A 15647-nucleotide genomic window follows, 5' to 3' on the forward strand; every position below is an offset into this window, starting at 1 on the left:
GATGCAAAGGATGTGCAGTCCCATGTCCATACCTGCAGGCGCTTCCACGCCTATCATTCTCCGGCTGGAGCTCAGCCGGGCTACCGCTTCGTTCGCCCAGATCGCCACGGTCATCGGGGATACCGGAGGCGATATCGTCGCGATCGACGTCACGCGGTCGGATTCCGCGTCCACCGTGCGCGACCTGACCGTCAACGTGTACGACCAGAGCCATGCCGACCGGATCGCTTCCGCCGTCGGCCAGCTTCCCGGCGTCCGCGTGCTCCAGGTGTCCGACCAGACGTTCCTGCTCCATATCGGAGGCAAGATCGAGACGACGCCGAAGACGCCGATCAAAAACCGCGACGACCTGTCCCGCGTCTACACGCCCGGAGTCGCGAGAGTATGCATGGCCATCCACGAGAAGCCGTCCCGCGCCCATACGCTGACGATCAAGCGCAATACGATCGCGGTCGTCTCCGACGGTTCCGCCGTGCTCGGCCTCGGCAACATCGGGCCGGAAGCGGCGATGCCGGTCATGGAAGGCAAAGCCGTCCTGTTCAAGCAGTTCGCCGGGGTGGATGCGTTCCCGATCTGCCTGAAAACCCAGGATACCGAGGAGATCATCGCGATCGTCAAGGCGCTCTCCCCGACCTTCGGCGGCATCAATCTGGAGGACATCTCCGCTCCCCGCTGCTTCGAGATCGAGCGGCGGCTGGCCGAGGAGCTCGATATCCCCGTCTTCCACGACGACCAGCACGGCACGGCCGTCGTGCTGCTGGCCGGCTTGCTGAACGCCGTCAAGCTCATCGGCAAGACGCTGCCGTCCTGCAAAGTCGTCGTTTGCGGCATCGGCGCTGCAGGCACCGCCTGCTCCAAAATGCTGATGGCCGCCGGCGTCGCCAACATCGTCGGCGTGGACCGCGAAGGCGCCCTTGTCCCCGGCAAGAGCTACGCCAACGAATACTGGCAATGGTATGCCGACCATACGAACCCTTACCGGCTTGAGGGCAGCCTCGCCGACGTCATTGAAGGCGCGGACATCTTCATCGGCGTCTCCGGACCCGGCGTGCTGAAAACGGACGACCTGAAGAAAATGGCCGCCGACCCGATCGTCTTCGCCATGGCGAACCCGACCCCGGAAATTCTGCCGGAGGAGGCCGAGCCTTATGTCCGCGTCATGGCGACAGGCCGCTCCGACTACCCGAACCAGATCAACAACGTGCTCTGCTTCCCGGGCATCTTCCGCGGCATCCTCGACTGCCGCGCCTCCCGCGTGACGGAGGAGATGAAGCTGGCCGCCGCCAAGGCGATCGCTTCTGTCGTGACGGACGAGGAGCTGAACGAGCAGTATATCATTCCGAGCGTATTCAACCATCAGGTCGTGGAGAAGGTGCGCGAGGCGGTCATCGAAGCCGCATACGCCTCCGGCGTCGCCCGCAAGGAGACCCCCTCCAAGCCGAAAGCTTCGGCTCCAACGCCCGGTTGAGGGAAACAGTCCGACTCCAAGCCTGACAACCGACCCGACAAGAAAGAGGGATTCCGATGAAAATCAACTTCAGAAACCTGACCGTCCAGGTGCTGACCGCCATCGTGATCGGCATCGCCATCGGGTATTTCTTCCCGAGCTTCGGCGCTTCGCTCAAGGTGCTTGCCGACATCTTCATCAAGCTGATCAAGATGGTCATCACGCCAATTGTGTTCTTCACGATCGTCATCGGCTTCGCGGGCATGGGCAGCATGAAAAAGATCGGCCGCATCGGCGGCAAAGCCCTGCTCTACTTCGAGCTCGTGACCACCTTCGCCATGGCGATCGGCATCGCCATCGCCTACCTGGTCCGTCCCGGCGACGGCATCGACACCTCCGGCGTCGGCAGCAAGGCCGACGCGGTCGCCGGCTATGCGCAGCAGGCGTCCGAAACCTCGCATGGCTTCAAGGACTTCCTGCTCGGCATCATTCCCGACAACGCGATCGCCGCGATGGCGAGCGGCCAGATGCTGCCGGTGCTCTTCTTCTCCGTCCTGTTCGGCCTCGCGCTGTCCATGCTCGGCGACAAGGGCCGTCCGGTTACGGACTTTTTTGAGAAACTGAACGAAATCTTCTTCAAGATCGTCGGCATCATCATGAAGTTCTCCCCGTACGCAGCAGGTGGAGCGATGGCCTATACGATCGGCAAGTTCGGTCTCGGCTCCCTCCTCTCGCTGGGCAAAATGATGCTCGCGACGTATATTACGATGTTCCTGTTCATCGTCGTTGTGCTCGGGCTGATCGCCCGTTACTACAAGTTCAGCATCTTCGGCCTGATCCGCCACATCAAGGACGAGATTCTGCTCGTGCTCGGCACCTCCTCCTCGGAGTCCGCCCTGCCTCGCCTCATGAACAAGATGGAATCGTACGGCTGCTCCAAGCCCGTCGTCGGCCTCGTCGTCCCGACCGGTTATTCCTTCAATCTGGACGGCACCAGCATCTACCTCTCGATGGCGGCGCTCTTCATCGCGCAGGCTTACGGCATCGAGCTGACTCTGCTCCAGATCGTGACCTTCCTCGGCGTGCTCATGCTCACCTCCAAGGGAGCGGCCGGCGTGACCGGCTCCGGCTTCATTACGCTTGCAGCGACCCTGGCCGCCCTGCCCGGCACGCCGATTCCGCTTGAGGGCATCGCGCTGCTGATCGGCGTCGACCGCTTCATGTCGGAGGCGCGCGCCATTACGAACCTGATCGGCAACTCCGTCGCTACCGTCGTCATCGCCAAGAGCGAAAACCAGTTCCAGCCTTTGACGGAGCCGAGCCTGGACGGCGGCCCTGCCTCCAGTCGCACGGCCGCTGCCGAAGCTTGACCGCTTGGATGGACCGAATCATCATCGCATGCCAAAAGCCGCAGCCCCGAGGGGCTGCGGCTTTTTTGCAAGCTTCAGCGTACTTCAATCCTTTCGCCAGACTGCGTCTTTCCGTTCATCCTCCATGATGCCGGCGAATTATTCGGACTATCGGCGAACGCTTCATGGGATCGGCTTGTTTCTCTTTGAAAAGGAAGGTCAATTGGACAGATTCTGCACAGCCGGCTTGGACCTGGGCCGCGCGTACAGCGCATAGAAGGCGATGAAGGCGGCCACGGCCACGATCAAGCCCTGGATGGCGAACAGGTAACGGAGGGAAAGCTCGTTCATCAGCTGGGCCATGATCAGATAGATGCCCAGCGAGAGAATGGAGAAAACCGTATTGAAGGTGGAATGAACCCGCCCCTGATAGGCCAGCTCGGTCTCCTCCTGCGCCCGGGTGATGAAGAGGATGCCGACCTGGAAGAAGGCCCCGATCAGGAAATAAAGAAGCATCGCGATGCCAAGGCCGCCGCTGAAGCCGAACAGGAAAATCGCCAGCGCGATGCCGGCCATGCCTCCGGTCATGACCAGCCGGTTGCCCAGCGCCCGGGCAATCGGAGGCAGGAGCAGGTTGCCCGTAACCGCTCCGAGGGCGAAGCTCGCGTCGATGTAGCCGAACCCGGCCGCCCCCACCATCAGCGTATCCTTGGCGAAGGGACCGAGAAGGACGTTGATCGTGTACAGCGACATGCGGATGAAAAAGATCATGGCGTAGAAAATCAGGATCGTATGGCGCCCGCGGATATGGGTCCAGCCCTCCTTCATGTCTTCCCAATAGCTCCTGAAGCCGCCGCTGGAGGCCTGTTCGGCTCTCGTCGGACGGACGACCCCCTTGCGGATGAGCAGGATGCAGACCGCCGATACGAGGAAGCTCGCCGCATTGATGCCCATGACGGACACGGCCGACGACAGGCCGACGAGAAGCCCGCCGACGCCCGCTCCGAGAAGCACGCCCGACTGCATGGCGATGGCGTTGGTGGAGTTGGCGTACAGCAGCTTTTGCGGCGGAATGACTTCCCGGATCAATGACATGGCGGCCGGAGTGTAGATCTCATCCCCCAGCGCGACGAGGAACGTGACCAGATACAGATGCCACGGCTCCAGCATGCCCTGCCACCACAGCAGCGGGATGGCAAGCAAGGCGGCTGCCCGGAAGACATCCATCAGAACGGCGATCCATTTGCGGTCGAAGCGGTCGACGAACACCCCGATCAGAGGGGACAGGACGACGCCCGGCAACGAGGTGAATATAAGGACGTACGCCACCGAGGCCGGATTGCCGGTCAGCTGCATGGCGAGCCAGCTGGTCGCAATGAACTGCATGCCGGTTCCCAGCATGGAGATCGTATGTCCGATGAAATAGAGCAGGTACGGCCGGAACCGGAAAATCTCCCAGCGCCCTGCGGCGGATACTTCGTTCATAGCTCCAATCCCCTTCGCGTTGAATACTCCCGCACAGTTCCCGGCGGCTGTCCGGCGGCTGCGGCCGGCTTCCTGCGCCTCGCCGCCCGAAGCAGCACGCCGCACAGCTCCTCGGGAGCGTCGGCAAAATAGAAATGGCCTCCCGGCAGCGACACCAGCTCGAAGGAATCCCGGGTCCAATCCTCCCAGCCCGCAGCGGCCTCGGCCTGGACATGGGGATCCTGCAAGCCGACGACGGCCGTGATCGGCATGTCCAGCTTGGCCGGAGCGGTCCGGCGATACGCCAGCACGGCCTCGAGATCGTTCTTCATGGCGGGCAGGACGATCTCCATGACGGCCGGATCGTCGAGCAGCTTTTCATCCAAGCCTCCAAGCCGCCGGAGATAGTCCCGCACCCGCTCTTCGCTCATGGATTCATGCGAGGAGCCGGAGCGGGGCGGAGGATGCGCCGAGGCGACGAAGCCGTCGATGAAGCCGAGCCCGGAGCCGTGTCTCTGCAGCATGTCGTAGGCGATCAGCGCCCCCATGCTGTGGCCCAGCAGCAGCGCCGGCTTGTCGTCCCATCCGGAGAGAGCTTCGGCGATCCGATCCCCGTAGGCTTCGATGGTCGAGGCCATCTCTTCCCCGAAGCGGTCCTGCCGGCCCGGATATTGGACGGCGAGGCATTCCACGCCCGCTCCGCGCAGCGCCCGGCTCAGCTCCCGGTAATAGCTGGCGGAGCCGCCGGCATGAGGCAGCACGATGACGCGGCTCCGGGCGTGCTCCGGCTCGTCGAACCGGCGGAGCCAGCGGCGCCGTTCAGGGCCGTTCATCCCCCCCCGCCAGTACCGCGACGATAGCCTCCGGCTGCGGCAGGCCGGCCGAATCGGCGAGCATCTGCTCCGACGCCCGGGCTTCCCGCAGAAGACCGGGCTCCAGCTCCGCAAAGATCACCTCGGGCTCCGATTCCGACGCTTCGACAATGAGGCGCCCGTACGGATCCCAGACGGCGCTTCCTCCGCAGGCGTCCCAGACGCCGGTCTTTCCGGCGTGGTTCGCCATGACCGCGTAGACGGTGTTGTCCAGCGCCCTGGCCGGGAACCAGACCCGCGACTCCTGATAGCCCATGCCCTTGCTGAACAGCGAGCTGACCAGATAGACGTGGCAGCCCGCCTGCGCCAGGAGGCGGGAATGCTCCGGGAACCCGGCGTCGTAGCAGATGCCAAGGCCGATGGTCCAGTCTCCGATCTTCAGAAGGGTCCGCTTGTCGTCGCTCTTGAAGACCTCTTTCTCGCTGTGGAACAGATGGGCCTTATGGGAAACATGGAGATCGGCTCCGGATGGATCGATTACGATGGAAGAAATGTACAGATCGCCGCCTTCCCGGGTCGGCGCTCCGACGATGGCCGCAATGCCGTGCTCCCGGCAGGCTTGCCGGATAGGCTCGAGCCGCTCGTCGCCTCGGGCGAGGGCGTACCGCTCGGGGTCGGCGGCGATGATTTCCGGAACGTAGCCGGTCAGGTATTTTTCCGGAAAGACGACCAGCCGCGCGTCTCCGCGGGCCGCCTCTTCGATCATGGCTGCCGCCCGCCGGACGTTCTCCGGGATGTCTCCCGATACCGACGCGGCTTGGGCGACGGCTATGCGAAGCGATTGCTGCGGATAATCCTCAATACTCTTCATGATGTCATGTCCTCCTCGGTCAGATAGGTGAAATGGACTTCTCCGCTCCCGGCTGAGCCGACAGGCGGAGAGAGTCCGGCTGCCGGCTTCAGCGGGGAGCCAGCGGACGGGAAAGGCTGTCGGCCTCCTCCCGGATGAACGCAGCGACGTCGGACGGCAAGGTCCGGCAGAAATAGTGGCCGCCTGCTCCGAAGACCTTCAGCTCGAGGCCGGGCACCCAGCGGCTCCAGCGGCTCCAGCTTCCCTCGAAGTCCGCCGTGGCGGGATCGTCCTGGGCGAATACGGCGACGGCCGGCGTGCGGAGAGAAACCTCGCCTTCCCTGTCCCAGAGGGATAGCAGATAGCGGTTGGACTCGATGGAATCATGGGCGAACGAACGGACCAGATGGCGCTCGTAATCCTCGCCGAGAGTAGACAGCTCGTCCGTCCCGCTCCACTCCGCATGAAGGCCGGCGATATCGGCGAATTCCAGCCGCTCGGCATTGCCGATCGTCTCCAGAATGTCATGGGGCCGGCCGATTGTCTTTGCCGCCAGCACCAGCTTTTGCGGAGGCAGCGAGCGCTCCTCCAGCAGCCGGGCGACCTCCAGAGCGAGCGCCGTGCCGACGCAATGTCCCCAGAGAATCAGCTCCGTGCGGCCGAGCCTCGATCCGATTTCGTCCGCAGCCTTGCGGGCGAGCGTATGGAAGTCCGTCAGCGAGCCGCTGCCGGAGTGCGGATCGTGTCCGGGCAGCTCCAGGGCATAAACGGCGATGTCCGCGTCCATGGCTTCGATCGCCTTGGCGGCGGGCAGGAAGTTCAGCGCGTTGCCGCCCGCGTACGGGAAGAAGACGACGCTCCTTGCCGCCTCGGACGATCGGGTGAGGCATTGCAGCAGCTGCGCCGACGCCTCCTCCGCGCCGCCCGCGACCATGATCTCGAGCGCCAGCTCGCGCAGGATCGACTTCTGCATGATCGTTTTGAGCGGCACCTGCTTGTCCAGCAGGAGGGAAACCTTCATCGCGGACAGGGAGCTGCCCCCGATCAGGAAGAAGTCGTCGTCCATATCCAGCTCCTCCTGCGGACGGCCAAGGACGGCGGACCAGATCTCCTTGATTCTGCCGGCAGCCGCCAGATAATCCGGCTTGCCCGCATCCTGTCCGGACTCGTCCGTCCGGGATGCGGCCTCGGCCGGCCCGTCCTGGGCGAGGCCGCTCACCTCGGCATGTCCGCCCGGCAGCCTGTCGAAACGGGCGAGCCGAAGGCCGGCTGAAGGCTCGGCATGGGCCTCCTCCGTGCGGTCGACCATGCTTTGGAGGATGTCGATGAACACCTCTCCGAACGCGGCCATGTCTTCCGCGTCGTATTCCGCGGTGTGGTAATGCAGGCTGAGCTCCACTTCGTCGGTGTAGAAATGGCGAGAGTATTCGATGCGCAGCGGAAATTCCGTGATGGCGGCCGCGCGCACGTCGATAAGATCGAAGCCCGGCAGATCGCGGATGTCCTTCAGGGAATAGAAATGGGTGAAATTGAACACCGTCTCGAACAGGATGCTGCGGTTTCCTTGATCCTGCTTCACCTGGGCCATCGGATAGCGCCGGTAAGGGAGCGCGGCGGCCTCCGCGTCGTACACGGAGCGGATGAGCTCGCGCCAGCTGCCGCCCTCGTCCAGCACGACCCGGAACGGCATCGTGTTCAGGAACACGCCCAGCGCGTCCTCCGCTCCCAGCCGCTCGGGACGGCCGCCGATCTCGTAGCCCGTGAACACGTCGTTGGTCCGCGTCAGCAAGGACTGGAACTTGATATGGGAGGCCAGCAGAATGTCCTTGACCGGCACCATGAGCTCCGCGGCCAGCCGCACAAGCTTGCCGGACAGCCCCTCGGGCAGCTTCACGTCGTGGAAGACGACCTCGTTGCCGCGGCCGGGCCGGGACGGCCTCGCCCGCGGAATGAGACCGCTCGGAGCCCCGTCCAGCTGCTCCCGCCAGAACTTGCGGTGAGCCTCGGACTGGATCGCCCGCTGCTCCAGGTAGATGAAGTAGCGGTTGTGGTCGTTGCCGCTGATCCGGACGCTGCGCCTGCTTGCGCCGTTTTTCAGGTCGAAGTAAGTCTGGAACAGGTAGGCGTGGACCTTGTTCATGCTCCAGCCGTCCAGGGCGGAATTGTGCTGGCTGATGCTGTAGCGGTACAGGTCGTCGCTCAGGATGTGGATATGAAGCTGGACGAGTCCCGGAGACTCCCACTGGAACGAGCGGTGCTGCTCCTTCCAGAACCAGTCCTCGTACCAGCGCTCCTGCTCCTCCCGGGTGCGGAGGCCGCTCAGGTCGTAGACGTTCAGCGGCAGGCGGTCCGGGCTCTCGTGGACGAGCTGCATATAGCGGGGGAAGTCCCGCAGATTGTAGCTGGTCCGGAAAATGGGCTGTTCCGCCACAAGGCGGCGGACCGCCTCGCGGAACACCGGAACGTCGATCTTTCCGGAAATCAGGTACGAGACGATGTCGTGGTAGTTGTTGTCCCCCTGCATGACGATGCTCTGGTACACGAGTCCCGCCTGCAGCATCGACATCGGATAGGCATCCTCGATGCCTGCCGGCATGCGGCTGCGGTCCTCCGCCGACACAAGGCCGAATGGACCGACCTCCTGCTCCAGCTCCTCGCCGTCTCCCCCTTCGTCTGCGCTTTCCAGCAGCCCGCGGATCGTCGGGTTTTTGAACAGCTGCTGGAACGTGATCTTCCGCCCCCGCTCGTTGGCCAGCGCCAGCACGGTGACGAAGTTGATGGAGTTGCCGCCAAGGGCGAAGAAGTTGTCCGTCACGCCGATGCCTTGAACGCCCAGCACGCTCTCCCAGATGCCCGCCATCCGAAGCTCTTCCTCGGTTGTCGGGGGAATGCGGCCAAGGCTCGGCTCGTCCTGCCGGCCGGGCAGGGCGAGCAGCGCGGCCCGGTCGGCTTTGCCGTTGGGCGTGAGCGGGATGGCGTCCACGACGACGATTTCTTCCGGAATCATGTATTTGGGCAGGAGGGCGGCGAGGCCCTCGTTCAGCTCCCGCGCCTCGACCGGCGGACCGGACGGCAGGACGAATCCGTACAGATGCAGCTGGCCGTCCCCCTCGACATGTCCGAGGACAAGAGCATCGCTCACCCCGGGCAGGCTCGTCAGAGCCGCCTCGATCTCTCCCAGCTCGATGCGGAAGCCCCGCACCTTGACCTGCCGATCGTTGCGGCCCAGATAGTCGATGGAGCCGTCCGCCCTCAGCCGGGCGAGGTCGCCCGTCATGTAGACGCGCTCCTCGCCGAGCCGCGGCATCGCCACGAACCTCTCCGCCGTCCGCTCGGGATCGCGGATGTAGCCCTCCGCTACGCCGACGCCGGCGATGCACAGCTCGCCCACCATGCCAACGGGCCGCTGCCGCCCCAGCTCGTCCACGACGTACAGCCGGAGGTTGTCGATCGGCCGGCCGATCGGCACCGGATGGTCTCCCGGCTGCGTGAGATGGTAGCTGACGTCGACCGTAGCCTCCGTCGGCCCGTACAGATTGATCAGCTCCGCCTGTCCTCCCAGCAGCTCGTGGAACTTGCCCACATGGTGAGGACTGAGCGCCTCTCCGCTGCAGAAGACGCGGCGCAGCGACCTCAGCCTCGGCAGGCTCCCCGTGCTGCCGGCGTAATCCAGGAACGCGTTCAGCATGGAGGGAACGAAGTGCAGGGTCGTCGCCGAGCTGCGCTCGATCGCCTCCAGGATCGCCTCGGGATTGGCCTCCTCGTTCGGGGGCAGGAGCGCCACCGAGCAGCCGGCGATCAGCCACCAGAACAGCTCCCACACCGAGACGTCGAAGGTCGCGGGCGTCTTGTGGAGAATGACGTCGTCCGGGCCGAGCGGATACGCTTTCTGCATCCATTCGATGCGGTTGACGGCGCTGCCGTGGCTCACGCTGACGCCCTTGGGCATGCCGGTCGAGCCGGAGGTGAAAATGACATAGGCAAGCGACCGGGGAGCCGCCGCCGGCCCGCCGGAAACCGCCGCGCCGGAAGCCGGCAGGGAATCCAGCGGAAGGACGCTCATACCTTCCGGAACGAGGCCGGCGTACTTCGCGGAGCTGAGCACGAGCCGGGCTCCGCTCTGGCTCAGGATGCGGGCATTCCTTTCCTCCGGAGCCCTCGGGTCCAGCGGAAGATAGGCGCGTCCGGCCCGCAGAATGCCCAGAACGCCGACGAGGAACTCCGGCGACCGGTCGGCCAGGATCGCGACAATCTCATCCGAGCCGTCCGCCGCTTCCAGGACGAGGGCGGCTGCTTGCTCCGAGAGGCGCTCCGCCTCCGCATAGGTCAGCGCTCCGTCCGGGCCGAGGATGGCGGGACGATTTCCCCGCGCCTCGAAGGACAGCCGGAACAGATCCGTCAGCGCGGCGTCATCCGAATACGGCTGCGCCGTGGCATTCATGCAGTCGCTGACGGAGCGGTCCCAAGAGGTGGACAGCTCCAGCCGCAGCAGGCTCTGCTCCGGGGTGCGCGCAGCTCCTTCCAGCAGCAGAATCAGCCGGCCCGGCAGGCTGCGGACCGTGTCCTCCATGTAGCGGGAAGCATCGGCCGAGACCGTCAGCAGGCCATCCGCTTCCCCTTCCCCGGATGCGTATGTGACGGCCAGAGGAGCAGCCGGCTCGGAAATCCCCTCTCCGCAGGCGCATACCTCGATGGAAGCGGCCGGCATCAGCAGGTCGACGGGATAGTCCGCATGCTCCTCCATCCTCTCTCCGGCCTCCCGCACCAGCCGGAACAATTCTCGGAACGTCATTCCCTCCGAGGCCCTCACCCGCAGCGGCAGGCTTGGACGCTCCCCATCCGGCGAATAATGCAGCAGGAGGTCCTCGGCCACGCCGTTATAGGCCGAATACACTAGCGCGATGACGGCGGAAGCCAGCATTTCGCCGCGCTCGCCGCCGGACGCGCCGCATGCTTCGGCGGCTTTGGCCAGCAGCTCCGACGGCAGGACGGCCGAAGCGCTGCAGCGCTCCCCGGACGGCTGTGCCGAGCCGTGGAAGTCAGCCGGATAGACGCTCGGGATGGCCTCGGCCAGCTCCCGGGTCCAAAACTCCGTCGAGCGAGGCATGGCGGCAGCCAGCATTTTTTTCTGGCCGATCGTTCGTTTCGTTTTCATCATCAGAGCCCCATTCCCGTTTGATCTTCAAGCCATTTGCTTCTGAAGGCAGGCCGCGACCAGATCGGGCATGCTCTCCGTGCCGAAAGCGTACGGACGCGTCAGCAGATCCAGCATGAAGGCGAACAAGCCGCTCAGGCTGGACATCGTGGCCGGCTCGAACAGATCCGACATGTACTCCCACTCCGCCTCCATCTGCTCCGCTCCGTCGTAGATTTGCAAATTCAAGGGAAACATTCCTTCCGGCGGGGCTGCGGGCCGGAGGCTTGCCTGTCGGCCGAGCCATTCCGCCTGCATGTCCGCCGCGTTGTGGTAAGCGATCAAAGTCTCGGTCACCGCTCCGCCGGCGCCTCCAGGCTGGAGCAGTCCGCGGATTTCGTCGATCGGGACGTTTCCATGCGGCCGCGAGCGGCGCAGCCGGGCGATAAATCCCTCCCTGTAAGCGTCCACCGATTGTCCCGCCGTCAATTTGGAGCGGACCCACAGCGTTTGGGTCAGCATCGCCGCGACCTTCTCTCCCTCCGGAATGGCGTAGTCGCGGACCGGAGTCGCAAAGACGACATCCTGGCCGGAGGTGACGGCATGCAGCGTGGCCGCGTACACCGTGAGCAGACTCTCGAACACCGTCGTTCTTCCGCTCTGCGCCCATGCCCTCAAGGCCGCCGTGCGTTCCTCGCCGATCCGGAATCGGTGCATGCGGCTGGCCATGGAATGGCCGGCGGCGTCCATCCGGTCGATCGGAAGCTCCGGCATGCCCCGGAACGAGGCAAGCTCCTCCCTCCAGAACGCCAGCGAGGCGGCGCGGCCGGACTCGCAGGCGGCCTCGGAGGCGAGAACGGCGGAGGCGAATTGCCCCCGGACGTCCTCCAGCGGCTGTCCGGAATAGAGCCGGTCCACGTCGCGGACAATGATGCCCAGCGAGTGCCCGTCCACGGCGATGTGATGGAAATCCATGAACAGCCAGACCCGTCCGCCTTCCTCCAGGAAGGCGAACCGGAACGGCGGCTCGGCGGCCAGATCGAAGGGACGGATCAGCTTGCCGAGATCGGGCTTGCCCTGGAGCCGTTGGATGCGGAACTCCTCCCGCACTTGAACTCTCTGGAGCATGTTCCCTCCGGACATGGAGTACCGCGTTCTCAGCGCATCATGGCGCAGAACGGCCTGATGCAGCGCCTCCTCCAAGCGGGGGAGCGGGATGCCGGAGTCCAGCTCGAGAAGCAGGGGCACGTTGTACCGGACGGAGCCCGGATGGAGCTGGAAATCGATGAACAGCGGCTTCTGCTCGTTCAGCAAAGGCAGCCGCCTTTCTTCGCGCGCACCTTCCGCGAGGGACGGCTCCGGCGACGGCCCGGCAGACAGCTCCGCTGACGGCACGGCAGACGACACGGCAGACAGCTCCGCTGACGGCTCGGCAGACGACACGGCAGGCAGCTCCGCTGACGGCACGGCGGGCGTCCCGACAAACGGCTCCGCTGACGGCACGGCGGGTTTGCCCCCATCCAATAGATCCATCAGAGCGCCAAGGGTCGGGTGAGCGAGAATGTCGGCCGCGCTCAGCTTCGTCCCCAGCTTGGCATGGATATCCCTCGCCAGATATACCGCCGTCAGGGAGTCGATGCCCAGCTCGAAGAAGGAGACATCCGGGCCGCTCAGCCGGAAGCCCGTCCGCTTGCGGATGATTGCCGCCAGCGTATCGTAGGCGCTGTGGTCCGAAGCAGGCTCGGCGACGGCGGAGCCGTCCTCCGCCGGCTGGGCGCGCTCTGCGGCGAACAGCTCCGCGATCGCCTTGGAATCCGTTTTGCCGTTTTTGTTGAGCGGCAGCTCGTCCACAAGGACGATTCTCGACAGAACGAGATGGGACGGCGCAAGCTCGCCGAACAGGCGGCGAAGCTCCTCCCGGCCGGCGGAAACCCCGCGGCGGAGAGTCGCGCAGCAGCATAGCTCCTTGAGTCCGGCTCCGTTCTCGATCACGCCGGCGACGGCGGATTCCACGATGCCGACCGAGCGGAGAATGGACTCCACCGCCGCCAGCTCGATGCGGTAGCCTCGTATTTTCACCTGCCGGTCCTTGCGCCCCCAATAATGGTAAAGCCCCTCGGCATCCCGGCTCGCCCGGTCGCCGGACCGGTAGATCCTGCCGGCTCCGAATGGGTTGGCCAGAAAAGCCTCGGCGGTCGCCTCCGGACGGTTCACATAACCCGCCGCCACTCCGCGTCCGCCGATATGCAGCTCCCCGATCTCTCCGGGCGGCACCGGCTGCCCGTTCTCGTCCAGGATGTAGAAATCGGCGTTGCCGATCGGCCTTCCCAGCGGAATCGGGTCCTCTGCGAGCCCTCTCCCGATGGGGTAGACCGCCGAGAACGTCGTGCATTCCGTCGGCCCGTAGCCGTTAAGCACCTGGAGCTCCGGGCAGGCCTCCTGGACCTTGCGCACGGAGGCGGGATGCACGACGTCTCCGCCCACAATCAGGTCGCGGATGCCCCGGAACAGCTCCGGCTTCTGCTCGGCGGCGATCGTAAAGAGCGGAGAAGTCAGCCACATCGTCGTAATGCCGTGCTTCCGGACCGCCCGCTCCAGATAATCGAAGTCCGTCAGACCTTGCCGGGCCGGAACGATCAGCGTTCCCCCGTTCAGCAGGGCGCCCCAGATCTCGAAGGTGGAGGCGTCGAACGTCGGCGCTCCGGTCTGCAGGATGCGCGTATCGGCGCCAAGCTCCACGAAGCCTCCTTCCAGGACGAGGTTCAAGATATTGTCATGCGTGACCCCGACGCCCTTGGGCATGCCGGTCGTGCCGGAAGTGAACAGGATGTAGGCCAGGCTGTCCGGCGAGGCTCCCCCGGATGTTTCCGCTCCTGGCAGTTCCGCTCCTGATGGTTCCTCGCCTGATGATTCCGCTCCTGAAAATACCGGCGCGGATGCCTGTTCCCGAAGCTGTCCGATGGCAAGGACCGGAAGCCCGCCCAAGGATACGTCCCGCCGGGCTATGACCAGCTCCGCCCCGGCGTCCGCCGCCAGCCGCTCGAGATGCGGCTCCGGATCGTCCTCGGACAGCGGAACATAACAGGCGCCCAGCTTGACGGCCGCGAGCATGGCGAGCGCCATGTCGATGCTTTTGCCGAGCAGCAGTCCTACCCGGCTGCCGGCCGACAGGCCCCGCGCGGCCAGCTCAGAGGCCAGCTTGCCGGCTTCGGCCTGCAGCTCGCAGTAGGTCATGGAGGCGCCTCCGTCCTCCTCGACCGCCGTATGCCGGGGATAGGCCTCGGCCATTTCGTCGAAGCGCCGTCCCAGCGTCGTTGCGATACCTTTATCCTGCATCGGTTGTCTGTCCTCCCGTTGCGATCGCTTTCGGCGCCAGCTTGGACTTCAGAGCGCGGATATCGCTCGAAAACGACTCGTAGTCCGGAGCGGCTCCGTACACGATGCCCATATTGCTTTGAGTGCCGAGCCGGTAGTCGATCGTCTGCCCCGTCTCCTTCGTAATCTCCAGATGCAGGACGCCGTCCATATTCTCGGCCTCCTCGATTCCGGCCATGCCGCCGAAGAGGAAGCTCTCCCCCGCCGGCGCCGCCAGAAACAGCTGGTAGACGATCTCCTCCGGCGCCTCGGGCTCCAATTCGGCAGGCTGCCCGAGCGACAGCTGCAGAGCCGCACGGACGAGGTCGGCGCCCATCGCCCGCTTGACGATTTCAGGCACATAACCGCCCAGGCGCCCGTTGACCTCGATGATTTTGGGCCCTTCCGCCGTCAGCTTGATTTCCGTATGGGTAACGCCGTCGGCGACCCCAAGCGCCCGGATCGCCTCGGCTTCGAGATCGAGAATCCGCCGCTCCAGCTCCCGGGAAAAGGGATGCGGAACGAACATGCCCGTCTCGGCGAAATGCTCGGTCAGCGGCAGCTTGGCCGTCACGCATACCTGACGCGACTCTCCGCCGCGATGAAGAGATTCTACGGAGACATAATCCCCGTAGAACCGTCCCTGGAAGGCCGGGTCGCCCGCCAAGTATTCCTCCAGCACATATTCACAGCCTGAAGGGCCGGCCTCCAGCGCCTCCTGCAGCTCTTTCAGGGAGGTTACCTTCCCGGTCCATTTGCTGCCGGCTCCCGTCCTCGGCTTGAGCACGGCGGGAAAACCGACCTGCTCGGCAGCCGCCTCCGCATTCCGGTGATCGACGGCGGCATGGCGGACCGACTGGACGCCGGCCCGGGACAGGAGCGTCCGCTGCCGGTGCTTGTCCGTCAGCGCGGAGAGCGTGGCCGCGGAGTGGACGATCAGTCCCAGAGCCTCTCCGAAACGGGTCGCGGCCGGCAGCTGCAGCTCGCTGAACGTGACGAGGCCTGCCGCCCCTTCCCGGCGCAGCAGGGCGATCACCTCTCCATCGGAGAGCCTCGACCGGTCCGCGGCGGCCGCGTGGCCGGAGAGCAGGTTGAGCTGCGCCCTTTCTTTTCCGCTGCAGTCCTCATGCAGGAATAGAAGCCGGCAGATTCCGATGGATGCCGCTTTTATCGTCAGGGGGGAGGCCGAGCCTTCCCCGTGCAGCACCGCTACAAGCGGCAGATTCGATGTCATGGC

General features: G+C 64.9%; 8 protein-coding genes. 2 read left to right on the top strand and 6 right to left on the bottom strand.

Annotation, left to right across the window (positions count from 1 at the left end; genetic code table 11):
- Positions 1–22 precede the first annotated feature (22 nt).
- A complete protein-coding gene (locus VE23_RS13590; RefSeq protein ID WP_049868273.1) occupies positions 23–1468 on the top strand; it encodes an NAD-dependent malic enzyme in 1446 nt (481 codons plus the stop codon).
- A 56-nt stretch (positions 1469–1524) separates the two neighbouring features.
- Positions 1525–2817, top strand: coding sequence for a dicarboxylate/amino acid:cation symporter (locus VE23_RS13595; protein ID WP_048749690.1), 1293 nt, complete (start codon positions 1525–1527; stop codon positions 2815–2817).
- 198 nt (positions 2818–3015) lie between these two features.
- On the opposite strand, the gene VE23_RS13600 is transcribed toward VE23_RS13595, so the two are convergent.
- The 6 genes from VE23_RS13600 to VE23_RS13625 all read right to left on the bottom strand — a co-directional run bounded on the left by VE23_RS13600 (position 3016) and on the right by VE23_RS13625 (position 15644).
- Positions 3016–4281, bottom strand: a complete 1266-nt coding sequence (locus tag VE23_RS13600) for an MFS transporter (protein WP_048749688.1) — start codon at positions 4279–4281, stop codon at positions 3016–3018.
- Complete coding sequence (locus VE23_RS13605; protein WP_049868274.1) at positions 4278–5093, bottom strand: thioesterase II family protein; 816 nt, start codon at positions 5091–5093, stop codon at positions 4278–4280. Before VE23_RS13605 ends, VE23_RS13600 begins: the two co-directional genes overlap by 4 nt.
- Positions 5080–5943 (bottom strand): carbon-nitrogen hydrolase family protein, encoded by an 864-nt coding sequence (locus VE23_RS13610; protein WP_049868275.1) that lies wholly within the window; start codon positions 5941–5943, stop codon positions 5080–5082. Before VE23_RS13610 ends, VE23_RS13605 begins: the two co-directional genes overlap by 14 nt.
- An 88-nt stretch (positions 5944–6031) precedes the next feature.
- Entirely contained in the window at positions 6032–11080 is a 5049-nt protein-coding gene (locus VE23_RS13615) for a non-ribosomal peptide synthetase (RefSeq protein ID WP_049868276.1), read from the bottom strand.
- Positions 11081–11104: 24 nt separating this feature from the next.
- Positions 11105–14392 carry a non-ribosomal peptide synthetase gene (locus VE23_RS13620; protein ID WP_049868277.1) on the bottom strand — a complete coding sequence of 1096 codons (3288 nt, stop codon included), beginning with the start codon at positions 14390–14392 and terminating at the stop codon, positions 11105–11107.
- The gene (locus tag VE23_RS13625; protein WP_049868278.1) at positions 14382–15644 is read right to left on the bottom strand and encodes an ATP-grasp domain-containing protein; all 1263 of its coding nucleotides are present in this window, start codon (positions 15642–15644) and stop codon (positions 14382–14384) included. The genes VE23_RS13620 and VE23_RS13625 overlap by 11 nt, the downstream gene beginning before the upstream one ends.
- Positions 15645–15647 lie beyond the last annotated feature (3 nt).

Source organism: Paenibacillus sp. D9 (genome assembly GCF_001188365.1).
GTDB lineage: Bacteria > Bacillota > Bacilli > Paenibacillales > Paenibacillaceae > Paenibacillus_O > Paenibacillus_O humicus.